This window comes from Bacillus sp. S2(2024), assembly GCF_050474045.1.
Classification (GTDB): Bacteria; Bacillota; Bacilli; order Bacillales; family Bacillaceae_G; genus Bacillus_A; species Bacillus_A yunxiaonensis.
This window is the reverse complement of record NZ_JBFLUS010000003.1, coordinates 109,214-125,000: the sequence shown is the minus strand read 5'-3', so window position 1 is coordinate 125,000 and position 15,787 is coordinate 109,214. Positions and strand designations below refer to the sequence as shown.

At 37.0% G+C, this 15,787-nt stretch carries 14 protein-coding genes (1 of these 14 only partly in view); 4 read left to right on the top strand and 10 right to left on the bottom strand.

Annotated elements, in window-relative coordinates:
- The 6 genes from perR to AB1284_RS00745 form a co-directional block, all read right to left on the bottom strand.
- On the bottom strand, positions 1-116 hold the start of the coding sequence (perR, locus tag AB1284_RS00770) for a peroxide-responsive transcriptional repressor PerR (RefSeq protein ID WP_336483744.1). Its footprint begins 310 nt before the window's first position; only the first 116 of its 426 coding nucleotides appear in the window; its start codon is at positions 114-116; its stop codon lies beyond the left edge, outside the window.
- 509 nt (positions 117-625) lie between these two features.
- Positions 626-1,081, bottom strand: a complete 456-nt coding sequence (bcp, locus tag AB1284_RS00765; RefSeq protein ID WP_429752425.1) for a thioredoxin-dependent thiol peroxidase — start codon at positions 1,079-1,081, stop codon at positions 626-628.
- A gap of 46 nt (positions 1,082-1,127) precedes the next feature.
- A complete protein-coding gene (locus AB1284_RS00760; protein ID WP_429752426.1) occupies positions 1,128-1,532 on the bottom strand; it encodes an ion channel in 405 nt (134 codons plus the stop codon).
- A gap of 246 nt (positions 1,533-1,778) precedes the next feature.
- Entirely contained in the window at positions 1,779-2,564 is a 786-nt protein-coding gene (locus tag AB1284_RS00755) for an ABC transporter permease (protein WP_336483747.1), read from the bottom strand.
- A gap of 7 nt (positions 2,565-2,571) precedes the next feature.
- On the bottom strand, positions 2,572-3,363 hold the full coding sequence (locus tag AB1284_RS00750; protein ID WP_429752429.1) for an ABC transporter permease: 792 nt from the start codon (positions 3,361-3,363) through the stop codon (positions 2,572-2,574).
- Complete coding sequence (locus AB1284_RS00745; protein ID WP_154709357.1) at positions 3,356-4,369, bottom strand: ABC transporter ATP-binding protein; 1,014 nt, start codon at positions 4,367-4,369, stop codon at positions 3,356-3,358. The genes AB1284_RS00750 and AB1284_RS00745 overlap by 8 nt, the downstream gene beginning before the upstream one ends.
- 256 nt (positions 4,370-4,625) lie before the next feature.
- Here AB1284_RS00745 and hemL point away from each other — a divergent pair, with 256 nt between their 5' ends.
- The 3 genes from hemL to AB1284_RS00730 all read left to right on the top strand — a co-directional run bounded on the left by hemL (position 4,626) and on the right by AB1284_RS00730 (position 12,046).
- On the top strand, positions 4,626-5,915 hold the full coding sequence (hemL, locus tag AB1284_RS00740; protein WP_429752431.1) for a glutamate-1-semialdehyde-2,1-aminomutase: 1,290 nt from the start codon (positions 4,626-4,628) through the stop codon (positions 5,913-5,915).
- 256 nt (positions 5,916-6,171) lie between these two features.
- The gene (locus AB1284_RS00735; protein ID WP_429752432.1) at positions 6,172-10,611 is read left to right on the top strand and encodes a glutamate synthase-related protein; all 4,440 of its coding nucleotides are present in this window, start codon (positions 6,172-6,174) and stop codon (positions 10,609-10,611) included.
- Between the two features lie 346 nt (positions 10,612-10,957).
- The gene (locus AB1284_RS00730) at positions 10,958-12,046 is read left to right on the top strand and encodes an FUSC family protein (RefSeq protein WP_429752434.1); all 1,089 of its coding nucleotides are present in this window, start codon (positions 10,958-10,960) and stop codon (positions 12,044-12,046) included.
- A 20-nt stretch (positions 12,047-12,066) separates the two neighbouring features.
- Here AB1284_RS00730 and AB1284_RS00725 read toward each other — a convergent pair whose 3' ends face one another.
- From AB1284_RS00725 to AB1284_RS00710, 4 genes are all read right to left on the bottom strand, one after another.
- Positions 12,067-13,824 (bottom strand): ABC transporter ATP-binding protein, encoded by a 1,758-nt coding sequence (locus tag AB1284_RS00725; protein WP_429752435.1) that lies wholly within the window; start codon positions 13,822-13,824, stop codon positions 12,067-12,069.
- Between the two features lie 56 nt (positions 13,825-13,880).
- On the bottom strand, positions 13,881-14,411 hold the full coding sequence (gene ntdP / locus AB1284_RS00720; protein ID WP_098306903.1) for a nucleoside tri-diphosphate phosphatase: 531 nt from the start codon (positions 14,409-14,411) through the stop codon (positions 13,881-13,883).
- A 166-nt stretch (positions 14,412-14,577) separates the two neighbouring features.
- Positions 14,578-14,823: a YgaB family protein gene (locus AB1284_RS00715; protein ID WP_429752437.1), complete on the bottom strand. Its 246-nt coding sequence runs from the start codon at positions 14,821-14,823 to the stop codon at positions 14,578-14,580.
- 345 nt (positions 14,824-15,168) lie between these two features.
- Positions 15,169-15,465: a gamma-type small acid-soluble spore protein gene (locus AB1284_RS00710; protein WP_429754380.1), complete on the bottom strand. Its 297-nt coding sequence runs from the start codon at positions 15,463-15,465 to the stop codon at positions 15,169-15,171.
- A gap of 120 nt (positions 15,466-15,585) precedes the next feature.
- On the opposite strand from AB1284_RS00710, the gene AB1284_RS00705 reads away from it, so the two are divergent.
- A complete protein-coding gene (locus AB1284_RS00705) occupies positions 15,586-15,771 on the top strand; it encodes a hypothetical protein (protein ID WP_429752439.1) in 186 nt (61 codons plus the stop codon).
- Positions 15,772-15,787 lie beyond the last annotated feature (16 nt).

The window sequence follows — 15,787 nt, the reverse complement described above, 5'->3', positions numbered from 1 at the left end:
GTTGGGTGCGCCATAGATTCCACAAGATACTCTAAAACAGCATGACGCTGTGGAGTAATGCGTACACCCGTATCTTTCAACATTTCCAGCGCTTCTTTTAATTCCTCTTTGACCACCGTCATGCACCCCGATTCTATACGGATTATTATTTTATAATTCTTATAAAGAGTGTACTCCTTTTCCTTTCACTCGTCAATATTTCTACTATAACTATGTGTTTTATTCTTGATCTTACATTCATTTCACTCTAATAAGCGGTAAAAGTACGGATGATTTAACTAACTATCAATGGACGATCCTACTGATGGCAGTTTCATTTTATTTTTATATGAGGCTGCCTTTTTTTATACATATACATAAAAAAAGTGCGAGAAAAACTCGCACTTGGAAAACTATCACCTGAGGAGGTATGCCCTACACTACTAACATATGAGAAATCCCCAAATGTGTATAGACATATGCCTTGCAATATTTCACTTATTATTTTGTGCTGCACAAGTGGGTAAAACCCCCACCTCAAAATTCAGAAAAAGAAAAGAAACTAGGTGGGGGCTAACTGCCCGTAAAAGCCCGATTGGTTCAACTAACCATCAGTAGGGGATGAAGCCCCCCACTGATGGAAGTTTCACTTTATATAAGACAAAACTTCCTCTACGTGACCTTTTACTTTCACCTTGCGCCACTCTTTAACAAGTTCCCCTTCCTTATTAATAAGAAAAGTAGAACGCTCAATACCCATATATTCTTTTCCAAAGTTCTTTTTTAGCTTCCAAACATCATATAGTTCTGCTACTTCATGTTGCTCATCCACTAAAAGTAAAAATGGTAAATCATGTTTTTCAATAAATTTCAAATGCCTATTTGCTGGATCAGGACTCACGCCAAGAATAACTGTATCTTTCTTTTGAAATACTCCGTAGGCATCACGAAAATCACATGCTTCTGTTGTACACCCTGGTGTCATATCTTTCGGATAAAAATAAAGTACAACATGTTTCCCACGAAAATCAGATAATTTCACTTGCTCTCCGTTACTTGCTTCTAGCGTAAAATCTGGTGCCATTTGTCCTACTGCAACCACGTATAACCACTCCTTGTCTTTTTCTTCCACTATATCAAATATCATATCATTTTTCAGTTTCCATAACTGTTCGTACAACAAATGCAAATGGCATCGTATACCCTATTAGTGCTTCTACAATCGCAATCCAACGGCCAATTCCAATTGGAGTTACATCCCCATATCCAACTGAGAGTAATGTAATCGCACTAAAGTATAAACATACCTCTACAATTGAAAATGAATGACTTGTTATCATCTTTCCATCTTCCTGTAATACCGAAAATCCACTTTCTTCTAGAACAACATAACTTAACGCAAATGCAATTAGTATGGTTGTATAAATGAGAAATAATGAAATAAGATTATACAAAGAGAAAAAACGATTTGATTCTCCCGCCGAACTCCATAACAATTGGATACTTCGCAATACAGCAATCGCGGCAATAAATAAAATAATTCCCCATAACATGTCCTCCACCTCATTTTATTTGTATGAGGACAAAGGCAGTTTTATCCCATCCTCAATGAACAATGAAACCTAGAGAAAGAAGACATAAAACAAATTAACTTTATCCCGCTATTCGCGGGCAGTAATAAAATTCAGCGAAAGCAAAGAAGATAAGTGGGAGATAAACTGCCCGGAAAAGCCCGATTGGTGAGAGCTGATAATCAGTGGGGGATGAAGAAAACCCCCACTGATTAAAGTTTCACTTTATTAATTTCCAGCACCTCGATATCGTTTTACTCCTATATTCCAAACGAAAAAACCAATTGAGAAGCAAATAATCCCAACAACAGGTGTTGCAAATGCGTAAGAATTCCATTCTGTTTTTCCTAGAAAATAAGATGCTGGATACACACCAACAAAAGCAAATGGCAATACAAACGTTAAGATAAAACGAATGACGCGATTATAAATGTTAACCGGATAACGTCCATAGTTTCCGATATTATACATAAGCGGCATAATGGAACTTCTTGCATCTGACCAAAAACCAATGCTTGCAAGTGTTATGAAAATTCCCCCATACACAAGCGCACCGCCTAGTACCATTAATATAAATAAAAAGAAATCATACCAATGAAATGTTAATTGAAGTTGTACTACAGCATATCCCATTACGGCAAAACCTGTTATCGCACCAAGAAGTGACTCCAACTCCATTCGTTCTAATATAATTTGAAACAAACTGTGAATGGGACGTGTTAAAATCCGATCCATTTCACCTTTTACGATATAACGATCATTAAAGTCCCATATATTAAAGAACGCTGAAAAAACTGCAAATGGAACTAAGAAGAAACCATAAATGAAAATAACTTCCTCCTTATTCCATCCTTTCAATTCTTGTGTATGTCCAAATACAACAAGAATAAAGATTAAGTTTACTGCTTGTAACAATAAATCTGATAGTAAACCAACAATAAAATCACCACGGTATTCTAGCTTCGTTTTTATATATTGACTTGCATATTGTAAAAACAACTTAAAATATAACATTTTCTCATCATCCCCCTTGCACAATCAGCCGTTTTCTCGCTGCTTTCCACATCATAACAATTGGAATAATGAGCAGAGCCGCCCATATTATTTGAAATAATAAAGCTTTATAAATTGCCTCACCTTGTATTCCTTCAGAAAAAATCATACTTGGAATGTAACTAATTGCTTGAAACGGCAAAAATGTCATTGCTTTTTGAGCCCATAACGGATAGAAGCTAATTGGAAGTAACAGTCCGGAAAACAAATCGATAACGACACGTTTCGCATACATAATTCCATTATTATTAAATAAAAAGAACGTTAACATCCCTGTCATTAAATTAATTTGTGTATTAATGATAAAACTAAATAATAGCGATAAGAAGAAGTACAACCATGTTTGGAAATTCGTTGTAATTTGCAGTGAGAACAACAATGTAACAATGACCATACCTGGAATAGAAAAGAAAGCAAATCTAAAAATCCCTTCGCCTAGCCCTTGCATCACTTTCATACCTAAATAGTTATATGGACGAATTAACTCAACCGCAACCCGCCCTTCTGTAATCTCCATCGCAATCTCTCTATCGATGTTATTAAAATAAAAAGCACGCGCCATCCATGCAATTGCGATATAGGTTGTCATTTGTGTAACTGATAAACTCTCGATATTTTCTTTCCCACTATAAATCGCTTGCCATAAAAAATAATATGCTCCGATATTAATTGTATAAATGATAATACCGCTATAATAGTTTGATCGATAAGCAAGCATCATTAAAAAACGGACGCGAATCATTTCAATATACTTACCCATGAGTTATGCCCTCTTCATAAATATTACGAATGATTTCCTCCGTGGATACTTCATTAATTTTTAAATCTTTAATTGCAAAAGTTTGTACAACTTTTGATATAAGAGTGGAAATAATAATTTCTTCATTCGGAATCTTGGCGATCCATGTATTTTGTTCTTTTCCTTGCGACCAAACTACATCATTATCAGGCATTAACATCGCAAGCTGCTGATAAGTAACAGGAGTTCCAAATTGAAAATGTATTTCCTTTTCTGCTCCCCACTGCGATCTTAGCTTGTCTAAAGATCCGTCATACATTATTTTTCCTTCATCTAACATAACCACACGATCACAAAGCGCTTCAATATCTGTAATATCATGTGTCGTTAATAAAATTGTTGTTTTATATCGCTCATTCATTTCTTTTAGAAAATCACGGATTTTCAATTTAACAAGAACATCCAGTCCAATTGTTGGTTCATCCAAAAACAATAACGGCGGATTATGAATTAATGCTGCCGCTAATTCGCAGCGCATCCGCTGTCCAAGAGATAGCTTCCGAACTGGCTTGTCCAAGAGCGGACCAATATCTAACGTTTCAATCACATGCTCCATATGTTCTTTATATTGCTGATCAGAAACACCATATACTTTTTTTAACAAACGGAAGGACTCCTGCACAGCAATATCCCACCAAAGCTGCGAACGCTGCCCAAACACAACACCAATCGTTTTCACAAATTCTTCCCTTTGTTTGTGAGGATTCATGCCATTCACAGTGATCTGTCCAGCAGTCGGTGTTAAAATACCTGTTAGCATCTTAATAGTAGTGGATTTACCAGCACCATTTTCACCAATATATCCAACCATCTCCCCTTGCTTTACAGTAAACGAAATATCATTTACTGCTGGTACAATCTTATAATTACGATTTAATAAATCTCGAAACGCTCCCTTTAACCCCGAGCGGCTTGAGTACGATGTGAATTCTTTCCGTAAATCTTTTACTTCAATAACCGTCTCCATACTCATTCTCCTTTCTGTTTCTCTCTCTAACAGGCAGCACCTTTCATTTTCCTATAATATAAAGACAGCGAGCTTTTGCAGGATTCCTCCTATGAACTCGCTTCATTTAACTAACAATGAAGTAGATAATGCCGACGAAAGTTTCAGTTTAGCACAACGAATAGTTTACCCAACAGTAACAACTATCACAAACAATACGTCTTTTCCAAAAACGTGTTAAAATAATACATAGATTTTTGTAAGGAGATGAATTTTCATGAAATTCACAAAATCGGAAGAACTACATAAAGAAGCCTTAGAACATATCGTTGGTGGTGTAAATAGCCCTTCTCGCTCTTATAAAGCAGTTGGCGGTGGATCACCTGTTGCAATGGAGCGCGGTAAAGGCGCTTACTTTTGGGATGTAGACGGCAACAAATATATCGATTATTTAGCAGCGTACGGACCAATCATTACAGGTCATGCTCATCCACACGTAACAGAAGCAATTAAAGTAGCTGCTGAAAATGGTGTGTTATACGGAACACCAACAGCTTTAGAAGTAAAATTTGCAAAAATGTTAAAAGAAGCTATGCCTGCGATGGATAAAGTACGTTTTGTAAACTCAGGAACAGAAGCTGTTATGACAACAATTCGAGTTGCTCGTGCTTATACAGGACGCACGAAAATTATGAAATTTGCTGGTTGCTACCATGGACATTCTGATTTAGTACTTGTAGCAGCTGGCTCTGGCCCTTCTACACTTGGTACTCCTGATTCTGCTGGTGTACCACAAAGCATCGCTCAAGAAGTAATCACAGTTCCTTTTAATAATGTAGAAACATTAAAAGAAGCATTAGATAAATGGGGACATGAAGTAGCAGCGATTCTTGTGGAACCAATCGTTGGGAACTTCGGAATTGTGGAACCAAAACCTGGATTCCTTGAAAAAGTAAATGAACTTGTTCATGCAGCAGGTGCATTAGTCATTTATGATGAGGTTATCACAGCTTTCCGCTTTATGTATGGTGGTGCTCAAGACTTACTCGGTGTAACACCAGACTTAACTGCTCTTGGCAAAATAATCGGCGGCGGTCTTCCAATTGGTGCTTACGGTGGTAAAAAAGAAATTATGGAACAAGTTGCACCGCTTGGCCCTGCTTACCAAGCTGGCACAATGGCTGGAAACCCAGCTTCTATGGCTTCTGGTATCGCATGCTTAGAAGTACTAAAGCAAGAAGGGGTATACGAAAAACTAGATGAACTTGGGGCAATGCTTGAAAAAGGTATTTTGGAACAAGCAGCTGCACACAACATTGATATTACAGTGAACCGCCTAAAAGGCGCTTTAACAGTATACTTTACAAAAAATAAAATCGAAGACTACGATGCTGCACAAAATACAGACGGTGAAATTTTCGGTAGATTTTTCAAACTGATGCTTCATGAAGGAATTAACTTAGCACCATCTAAATATGAAGCATGGTTCTTAACAACAGAGCATACAAAAGAAGACATTGAATACACGATTGAAGCTGTTGGCAGAGCATTTGCTGCATTAAAATAATTTCCATCAGCAAGGGGTTCTTCCCCCCCACTGATCGTTAAAACATATCGCCTAATTAAGCGGAATAAAATAAAAAACAGAGGATCTCCTCTGTTTTTTTATTTTTACTATTTCATAAATCACGAATTAATAGTATAATTATTCAAAATTATCTATTTTTTATCCCTAAATAACAATTCATTATTTTAAATATTAGGTGTCGTACACCTTTAATATTTTGATTATTCTAATTCCATACCAAGGGGGGGATTGACGGATGCTCAATAAAACAAATAGATGGACACCGTCTTTATTTCAAAATTATGCAAATGCAGAACATGACGCGTGTGGAATCGTTTCCGTAATGGAGAAACAAAACATTCCAACGAAAGAAAATATTAATCTTTGTATAGAATCGCTAGTGAAGATGAATCATCGTGCTGGATTTATTAATAATGAAGGTGACGGGATCGGAATTCATATTGATCTTCCAAAAACACTTTGGAAAGAAAAATTAACTCAAAATGGTTATAATCCAGCATTAGTGGACCATCCCCACTTTATCGTTGGACATTTTTTTCTACACCAAAAAGGAGATACAAACTCCTTACAAAATGATATCCGTTCCTTGCTGCAGAAAGAAAATCTAACTATTGTATTTGAAACTAGCACCGTAACAAACTCTGATGCACTCGGACCTCTCGGCAAACAAGAAGAACCGCTATTTTGGCAAGTTGCTGTTATTCCAGAAAATCAATATAAAAAGATTGATCAATTATTATTCTCTCTAACGATAGAAATTGAAAAAAACGAAGCAATTCATGTCGCGTCATTCAGTCAGGATTATGTTGTTTATAAAGTACTCGGGGCTGGCGATACACTTGTGTCATACTATGCTGACCTGCGAAATCCACTTATCGCATCTACAATGACACTTGGACATAACCGTTATTCTACTAACACATTATCTAATTTTTTTCGCGTTCAGCCATTTAGTATACTTGGGCATAATGGAGAAATTAATACAATTGCTAAGCTGCGTGACCAAGCTGAAATGATTGATGTACCACTTACAATCGGAGGCAGCGACTCTCAAGATTTAAACCGCACCCTAGAAACACTTCTCACTCATTACAACTACAGTTTATTCGAAGCGATGGATATATTATTTCCACCAATTATTAATGAAATTAAGTTATACAAGCCGCATATGCAAGACTTATATACGTATATACGTGAAGCCTGGGGACATTTTGCTCAAGGACCGGCTGGAATTATTTCAAGGCATAAAGATGAAGCTGTTTTTAGTGTAGACTCTCTCGGTTTACGACCAGTTTGGAAAACGGAAACAGAAAATTCTTACATCTTCTCTTCTGAACCCGGTGTTATTTCTCCATCAGAATATGTGGCGGAACCAAAATCACTTGCTCCTGGAGAAAAAATAGGGTTAAAGCGGAATTCACAAGGCGAGCTTATTTTATACGAATACGATGTATATCAAGAGGAAGTATATGCACGTATGAAACAGCGAATTGACTTTATCGACTATCGCCATCATCTACATGTTCCACCAACAGAAGAGCTGGATAATCTTGCTTCAATTACTGAAGTCAAAACAGAACAATACGCAGCCTTTGGCTGGGACCGCGAGCATATTCAACTTCTTGAACAAATGGCTGAAAAAGGTGCTGAGCCGATCCGTTCTCTCGGACATGATGCTCCTCTTGCAGGACTCGACATAGGAAGAAGAAATATTGCTGACTTTATAAAAGAAAGCGTTGCTGTGGTAACAAATCCTGCTATTGATCGCGATCGCGAAATAGAGCACTTCTCTACACGTACAATTGTAGGAACACGTCCAAATCTGTATGCCACAGAAGAACAACCATTTGTTGTAGAGCTTCCAAGCCCTATTGTCTTAGAAGGAGAATCCGGACAGCAAGCAACAAAGCATTTAGAAACAGTAACATACGAACAACTCATCCGTATGTTTGCTCTGCATAGCACTGTCTATAAATTATCTGGAACATTTACAGCGGATGAAACTTTATATACTGCACTGAATCGACTAGGATCAGAAGCTGTAACAGCAGTAAAAAAAGGAGCCTCTCTTCTCATACTCGACGATGCAAAGGCTCATCAAAATAATCAATTATGGATTGATCCACACTTAATCACGGCAAAAATTCATCAAGAACTTACAAAACACAAACTCCGCCGTGAGTGTGCAATTGTCGTACGCTCTGGAGCGCTTCGTTCTTTACATGATATTGTAACGTTATATGGTTTAGGAGCAGACGTTATAAATCCATACCTTACATTTGCAACAGTAAATGACAGAACAGAAAAGCCTATTCTAAATTTATATACTGCATTCAATAAAGGGCTTGAAAAGGTCATTTCAACACTTGGAATTCATGAATTACGCGGCTACGGCCGACTCTTCTCTTCCATTGGTTTACATGAAGAAATCGCATGTATACTGGATATTACAAACTTCCTTGGATCTGATACGTTAGATTTTTCACTAGAAGCACTAGCTGAGGATGCAAAAGCACGAGCAATAGATTATGCGAATGAAAAAGCAAAAATAAGAAAAACATTTCATCTATTCCCGCGTATTTGGAAAGCAATCGGGGACATCGCAAAAGGAAATGCCTACGATGATTATCGTGAAAAACTAGAGGAATTAGAAGAAAAAAATCCAACAACAATTCGGCATCTTATAAAAATAAAGGAAACAAATCATAAAGTTCCAATTGAGCGAGTTTCAATTGGAGTTAAAAATCATAGCTTGCCATTTATTATTAGCTCGATGTCATTCGGCTCACAAAATGAAATTGCCTTCCGCGCTTACGCCGAGGCTGCCGACCGCTTAAATATGATTAGTTTAAACGGTGAAGGCGGCGAAATTAAGGATATGATTGGCAAATATCCGCATACACGCGGACAACAGGTTGCATCAGGACGATTTGGCGTCAATGCTGAACTGCTTAATTCCTCTAACTTAATTGAAATTAAAATTGGGCAAGGAGCAAAACCGGGAGAAGGCGGACATTTACCAGGTTCAAAAGTGACAGCAAAAATTGCAGAAGCACGAAATGCAACAATTGGTTCCGACTTAATCTCTCCTTCTAATAACCATGACATTTATTCAATTGAAGATCTAGCCCAAATGATTACAGAAATTAAAACGGCTAATCAACATGCAAAAGTAGCGGTTAAAGTTCCTGTTGTCCCTAACATTGGAACCATTGCAGTCGGCATCGCCAAAGCTGGTGCTGATTTTATCAACATTAGCGGTTTCGACGGCGGAACAGGTGCAGCACGTATTCATGCCTTGCAACACGTTGGTCTTCCTGTTGAAATTGGTGTAAAAGCAGCTCATAATGCTCTATTAGAAGCCGGTATGAGACATCACGTAGAAATTTGGGCTGACGGTGGTATACGCAGTGCTGCAGATGCATTGAAAATAATGCTTCTTGGTGCAAACCGCATTGGCTTTGGTACACTTTCTATGATTGCTATCGGTTGTACAACATGCCGCGGTTGTCATTTAGATACATGTCATGTTGGAATTGCAACGCAAATTGAATCAGAAGCACAAGCGAAAGAACATGGTCTGCGCCGCTTTGTACCGCGAAATTTTGAAAGTGCTGTAGAAGGATTATTAAATTTATTCACAGCTTTTGGAACAGAACTAAAGCGATTAACAGGGCAGCTTGGTCATACAAACTTACAAGAAATTGTTGGACGTTCCGATTTATTAGAACAAGCAAGCGGCAAGCATTTACTTAACTTACATTACCTATTACAAACATTAGAAGATGTAACATACCATGCCTTGCAAACAACATCACAGCAAAAACATGATGAAACCCCTTATGCCATTGAATCAAAAGAACTTGTTAGTGTTGGCGTTGATCAGCGTGTAATGGGCGGCATGGAATCTTGCTACCGCGTGCGTAGTAAATTGTATGAAAATCATATATTAGAGCCAATTACATTAAAGTACACAAATGGTTCCATTCCCGGAAATGGCTTAGGGGCCTATAATAGTGAAAATCTATTCATTCATGTCAATGGCGGCGCGCAAGATGGCATCGGAAAAACAGCTTTTGGAGGCGGTATTTACATTACAAAAACAAAAGGAAAAGACGATAAATACTATAACGGTTCTGTTGGAAAAGGATTCGGATACGGTGCGCAAAAAGGAGCATTATACGTACAAGGAAATGCTGACGCCAGAGCTGGGATTCGTCTATCAGGGGCTGATATGATTATTGGCGGAAGAATGACAAAACCACTCCCAAAAGAAGAGTATGGAAATATTGGTGTTCACGCTAATATAAAAGGATTTGCTTTTGAATATATGACAAACGGCCGCGCGCTCGTCCTCGGTGACCCTGGCCCGTGGATTTGTGCCGGAATGACAGGAGGAGTTGTATACTTACGTCATGAGCCTGATCTCGGATTAACAGAACAAGCACTAGAGCGACGAATTGCAAAAGGAGCGAATGTTACTCTTCGTCCACTCAGCAAAATAGGAGAATCTGATGTGAAAGAGTTATTATTAGACTATCTTCGTATATTAAATGAGCATGAACAATATGAAGAAGTTGCTCTTCTTTCACCCTTGTTAGAAGATATGAATTCGCATTTTTACGAAGTAATTCCAGCAAAAGAACAAGCTGATCCGTCTGTTTCAACAGAGTAAAATAAAGTGAAACTTCCATCAGCGAGAGGTTTCTTCCTCCCACTGATGGTTAGTTGAATCAATCAAGCACAGACCAGTTCCCCACTTCAAGATTCTTAGGGTTCCTCACAATCTTGAGGCGGGGCTTATTGCCTGCAAATAGCGGAATAAAATTTTCATTATTTGAGAATAACAGTTTTCTAATTGACGACTTATGATTCTCGTAGTACTCTATAACAAATAAAAAAACCTGCTGAATTTCAGCAGGTTTTTTTATTAAAATATTACTTGCTAACATAAGTTAATGAATGTATAGTATCATGTTGTACATTCATTATGACAAGAAAGAAAGGATATAAAAAAGAGTATGAAACTTGGTGCTCGCGTTTTAAAAACGGGTATTGCCATTACATTAGCTTTATTTGCATGTTTATTGTTTAAATTACCAAGCCCTGTATTCGCTGGGATCTCAGCAATTTTTGCTGTACAACCCTCTGTATACCGATCGTATTTAACAGCTCTAGAACAAATTCAAGCAAATGTAATTGGAGCAATTTTTGCCATTGTCTTTGTGTTTGCTTTTGGAAACAACCCTTTTATTATTGGATTAACATGTATATTAGTTATTGCACTTGCTTTACAATTACATTTAGAAAATACAATTTCTATCGCCCTCGTAACTGTTATTGCCATTATGGAATATCAAGGTGCAAATTTCTTTGATTTTGCCCTATTACGCTTTGCAACAATTATGGTTGGGATTATCGCGGCATCTCTCGTAAATCTAATATTTATGCCGCCAAAATACGAAACAAAACTTTATCACAAAATCGTCGATAGTACAGAAGAAATTGTAAAATGGATTCGTATGAGCAGCAGGCAAGCATCTGATTTCACAACATTGAAAACAGATATTGACCATATGAAAGAAAAAATGATTCGTCTAAATCATTACTACTTACTGTATAAGGAAGAAAGAAGCTACACGAAAAAAGTACAAGTTGCTAAAATTCGTAAGCTAGTTTTATTTAGACAAATGTTAACGACAACTAATCGTGCTTTGAGCACATTAAAAGCATTACATCGAACAGAAAACGAATTACGTTATATGCCAGAATCGTTTCAAGAATCGATTCAAAATGAACTTGATTCATTAACACATTATCATGAACAAGTATTGCTGAAATTTATCGGGAAATCCAAAAAACAACAATCTGTTGAATTTCTTGACGAGATTTCTATTGGTAAACAACAACTAATCGATATGTTTATGAACTATCAAAATAAAGAAGATGAAGAAAGCTATAAAATATGGCTTCACCTATTCCCTCTCGTTTCAGCTATTATTAATTATAGCGAGGAAGTAGAACATTTAGATTTACTTGTAGACAGTTTCTATACGTATCATAATCCAGAAAATGAACTACAAATTCAAGATAAACAAGAAGATGAATAATAAAAAACGACCCTTTCACATTACGAAGGGGTCGTTTCTTTTATATGTTGAATCTGATATAAATTATAATAATGACCACGCTTTTGCATTAATTGCTGATGAGAACCCTTTTCTTTTATCTCACCGTCTTCTAAATAAATGATTGTATCTACATGTGTAATTGTTGATAATCTATGTGCAATAATAATTGTAGTTCGATCAGCAGCTAGCGTTTGCAGGGCTTCTTGAATATAACGTTCATTTTCTAAATCTAACGCAGATGTAGCTTCATCTAAAATAAGTAATGACGGATTTTTTAAAAATACACGTGCAATCGCGATGCGTTGTCTTTGTCCACCTGACAATTTCACACCTCTTTCTCCGACCACTGTTTCATATCCATCAGGTAAACTCATAATAAAATCATGAATATGTGCAGCTTTAGCTGCTTCTACTACCTCTTCTTCTGTTGCTTCAGGCTTTCCGTATAAAATATTCGCTCCAACTGTATCACTAAATAAAATGTTATCTTGCAACACAAGACCAATATGACTGCGTAAATTACGCACAGCGTAATTCCTAACATCAATCTTATCTACACAAATTGATCCTTTCGAAACATCATAAAAGCGAGGGATTAAACTTGCAAGTGAAGACTTTCCACCCCCACTTAAACCGACAAGTGCTACTTTTTCACCTGGTGAAATAGATAAAGAAATATTTCGAAGTACATCTTGGTCATCTTCATTGTAGCGAAATGAAACATTTTTAAATACGACCTCACCTCGAAGTGAGTTCTTTACAATAGCATCTGGGCAATCTATAATATCATACTCCTCATCTAGCAATTCAAAAACACGGTCCATAGAGGCAAAAGATTGCGTAAGTGTGGTCGAAGAGTTTACAAGACGGCGTAACGGACTATATAAACTATCCATATATCCAACAAAGGCTACCATTGTACCGAGCGTTAACGATCCATGAATGACTTCATAAGCAGCAAAAGCGATGACGATTAAAGGACCAAGATCCGTTAATGTGTTTACAGTAGAGAATGTCCTCGCTGTCCAGCTCGTATGTGTTAGTGCCTTCGTTAAGAATCTATTATTCTTCTCTTGAAATTGCTCTTCTTCATACTCCTCTAACGCAAAGCTACGTGTCACTGGCATACCTTGAATACGCTCATGTAAGTATCCTTGCATCGTTGCCAGTGCTTGCGAACGCTCACGTGTTAATGTTCGAAGACGACTGAAAAAATATTTGACTGCAACTACATAAACAGGCAATACGAGTAAGGAAACAAGTGTTAATTTCACATTCATCGAAAACATAACCGCAATTGCAATAAAAACTGTTGCTGTGTCCAGCCAAACATTCATTAACCCAGTAATAACAAAGTCTTTCGTCTGCTCAACATCATTAATTACACGAGAAATAATTTCACCGGTCTTCGTATTAGAGTAATAACGTAAGCTTAATTTTTGTAAGTGCGCGAAAATATATTTTCTCAAATCATACAACACTTCATTTCCGATACGCTGCGCAAAATATTGACGATAATATTCAATTGGAGGCCGTAGCACCGCAAAAATAAACAATGCAATTCCAATCGCTGTAAATAATTGAGATGTTTTCTGTTCTAGTGAACTTCCTCCTTGAATAATATCGTCAATAATATACTTTAATAACCACGGCATAATAAGCGGAATACCAAATTTAATGAGGCCTATTACAATAGTAATTGTAATGGACAACCGATATGGCTTTACGAATTGCAGATACCGTTTTATTCCTTTCATGCCACTCCCCCGTTCTAACAAGACAAAACCTGCAGGATGTCCTAGCAGGTTTTTCTCTAGTCTCTATACATTAAATATCGTTCATACCACATATCAATAAAATCAGGAGCAAATGGGCCCTTTCGTTGATGAATCCACTGCGTTAAATACTCAACGTTTCGTTTTAATATCGTATCAATTACAGCTGGATAGTTCATAAGCTCACGATGTTTCTCATACTCATCTTCATCTAACAATGTATACGTCATATCAGGATACACCTTAATGTCTAAATCATAGTCAATATATTTTAGCGCTTCATAATCGTAGGCAAATGGCGAACTTAAATTACAATAGTAGTACACACCTTCCTGCCTCAGCATTCCAATAATATTAAACCAATAATTCGAATGAAAATAACAAATAGCCGGCTCACGAGTAATCCACGTTCTTCCATCTGCTTCTGTTACCATCGTTCGATCATTTGCTCCAATAACAAAACTTTGTGTACCTTTTAAAACCGTTGTCTCTTCCCACATTCTATGAATAGAGCCATTATGTTTATAACTATGTATTTGTATTTTTTCTCCTTCTTTGGGAAACCCCATACTTTCTCCCTTCTTTCGTCGTGAACGCTCTTCTAAAGTTGTTACCTGGTATACTTTTCATTTTTACTTTTTTCTCAAAACATATTGAGTCGAATTCACTTTTCTTTTTATTATAACGGTTCTGTCGAAATTTTAAAACAAAAGAGCCGATTTACAAAATCGTCTCTTAGTTCGAAAGCATTTTCTCATTTTCAAAGGAATGAATCACCGCTGCTGTTTGTTGCTCAAATTTCTGCTGTAAAGCTTTTAAAGTTTTTTCTGTTCTTTGAATTTCCTGCCGAATAAAATGAAGTTCTTTCATATCTTGCTTATCCATTTCAAGGTTTTGGTATTTCTCTAGATGAACTTGTAACTTTAACAATTCGTCCATCGTCCTTAATTGTTCTTCAACTAGTTCATCAAACTGTTTCATTTCATACCTCCTTAGAAATACTATTACATAGTTTCGAATAAAGACGGCACTTCTCCTTTGACTATATTTGTTGACTTATTAGAAGTTGTGTCAGCTTTTACAAATAAAATGAAACTTCCATCAATGAGGGGCCTACTGCCTGTTCATGCGGGATAAAGTGAAACTTCCTTCTGGGAGCGTTTTTTCCCAGAAGGTTAGTTGAACCAATAGGGCTTTTACGGACAGTTATCCCCCACCTGTCTTCTTCGATTTTCCCTGAATCTTGAGGTGGGGTCTTACTGTCCGTTAATGCAGGATAAAAAAGAAAAACACTCCTCTTACATAAAAAGGAGTGTTTTTTTGTGATTAAGATTGTGTTTTCTTTGCTGCTGATTTTGCGTTTTGTTGTTTTACTGCTTGTACATTTGTTTCTGTTGCAAACTCTGTACCATAGCTAGCAGCTGCACTTTGAGCGCTAGCAGCACCAGAAGCTTGTGATTTCTTAGCTTCTGCTTGTGCATTTTGTTGTCTTACTTCTTGTGCATTTGTTTCTGTTGCAAATTCTGTGCCATAGCTAGCGCTTTGTTGTTTTGCGCTTTGAACGCTAGCACCAGAAGTTGTTTTTCCAAAACCTTGTTGTTTGTTCATCTTTCTCACCTCCACAACACATAATGTAACCATCCTGCACTGAACATATCCGTAAAAAATCTGAAAGAAATATATTTTTTTACGCATACAGACAAAAATGTTCATTCAAACTAACTGTGATGGAGGTGTGAATATATGTATCTTGGACGTGATATGACAGAATTATCAATGACTCCGAAAGATCATTGGAAAAAACATGAACTCGCTTATTTTCATCATTCTTTGCAGCAAATGATGCCATACTTAAATGTAGAAGGCCAAACTATTTATAAAGAGATTGTAAAAGAAATTGAAGTACGCGGTGGCCTGCAGCGGCAATAAGCTGGCTAGACACACA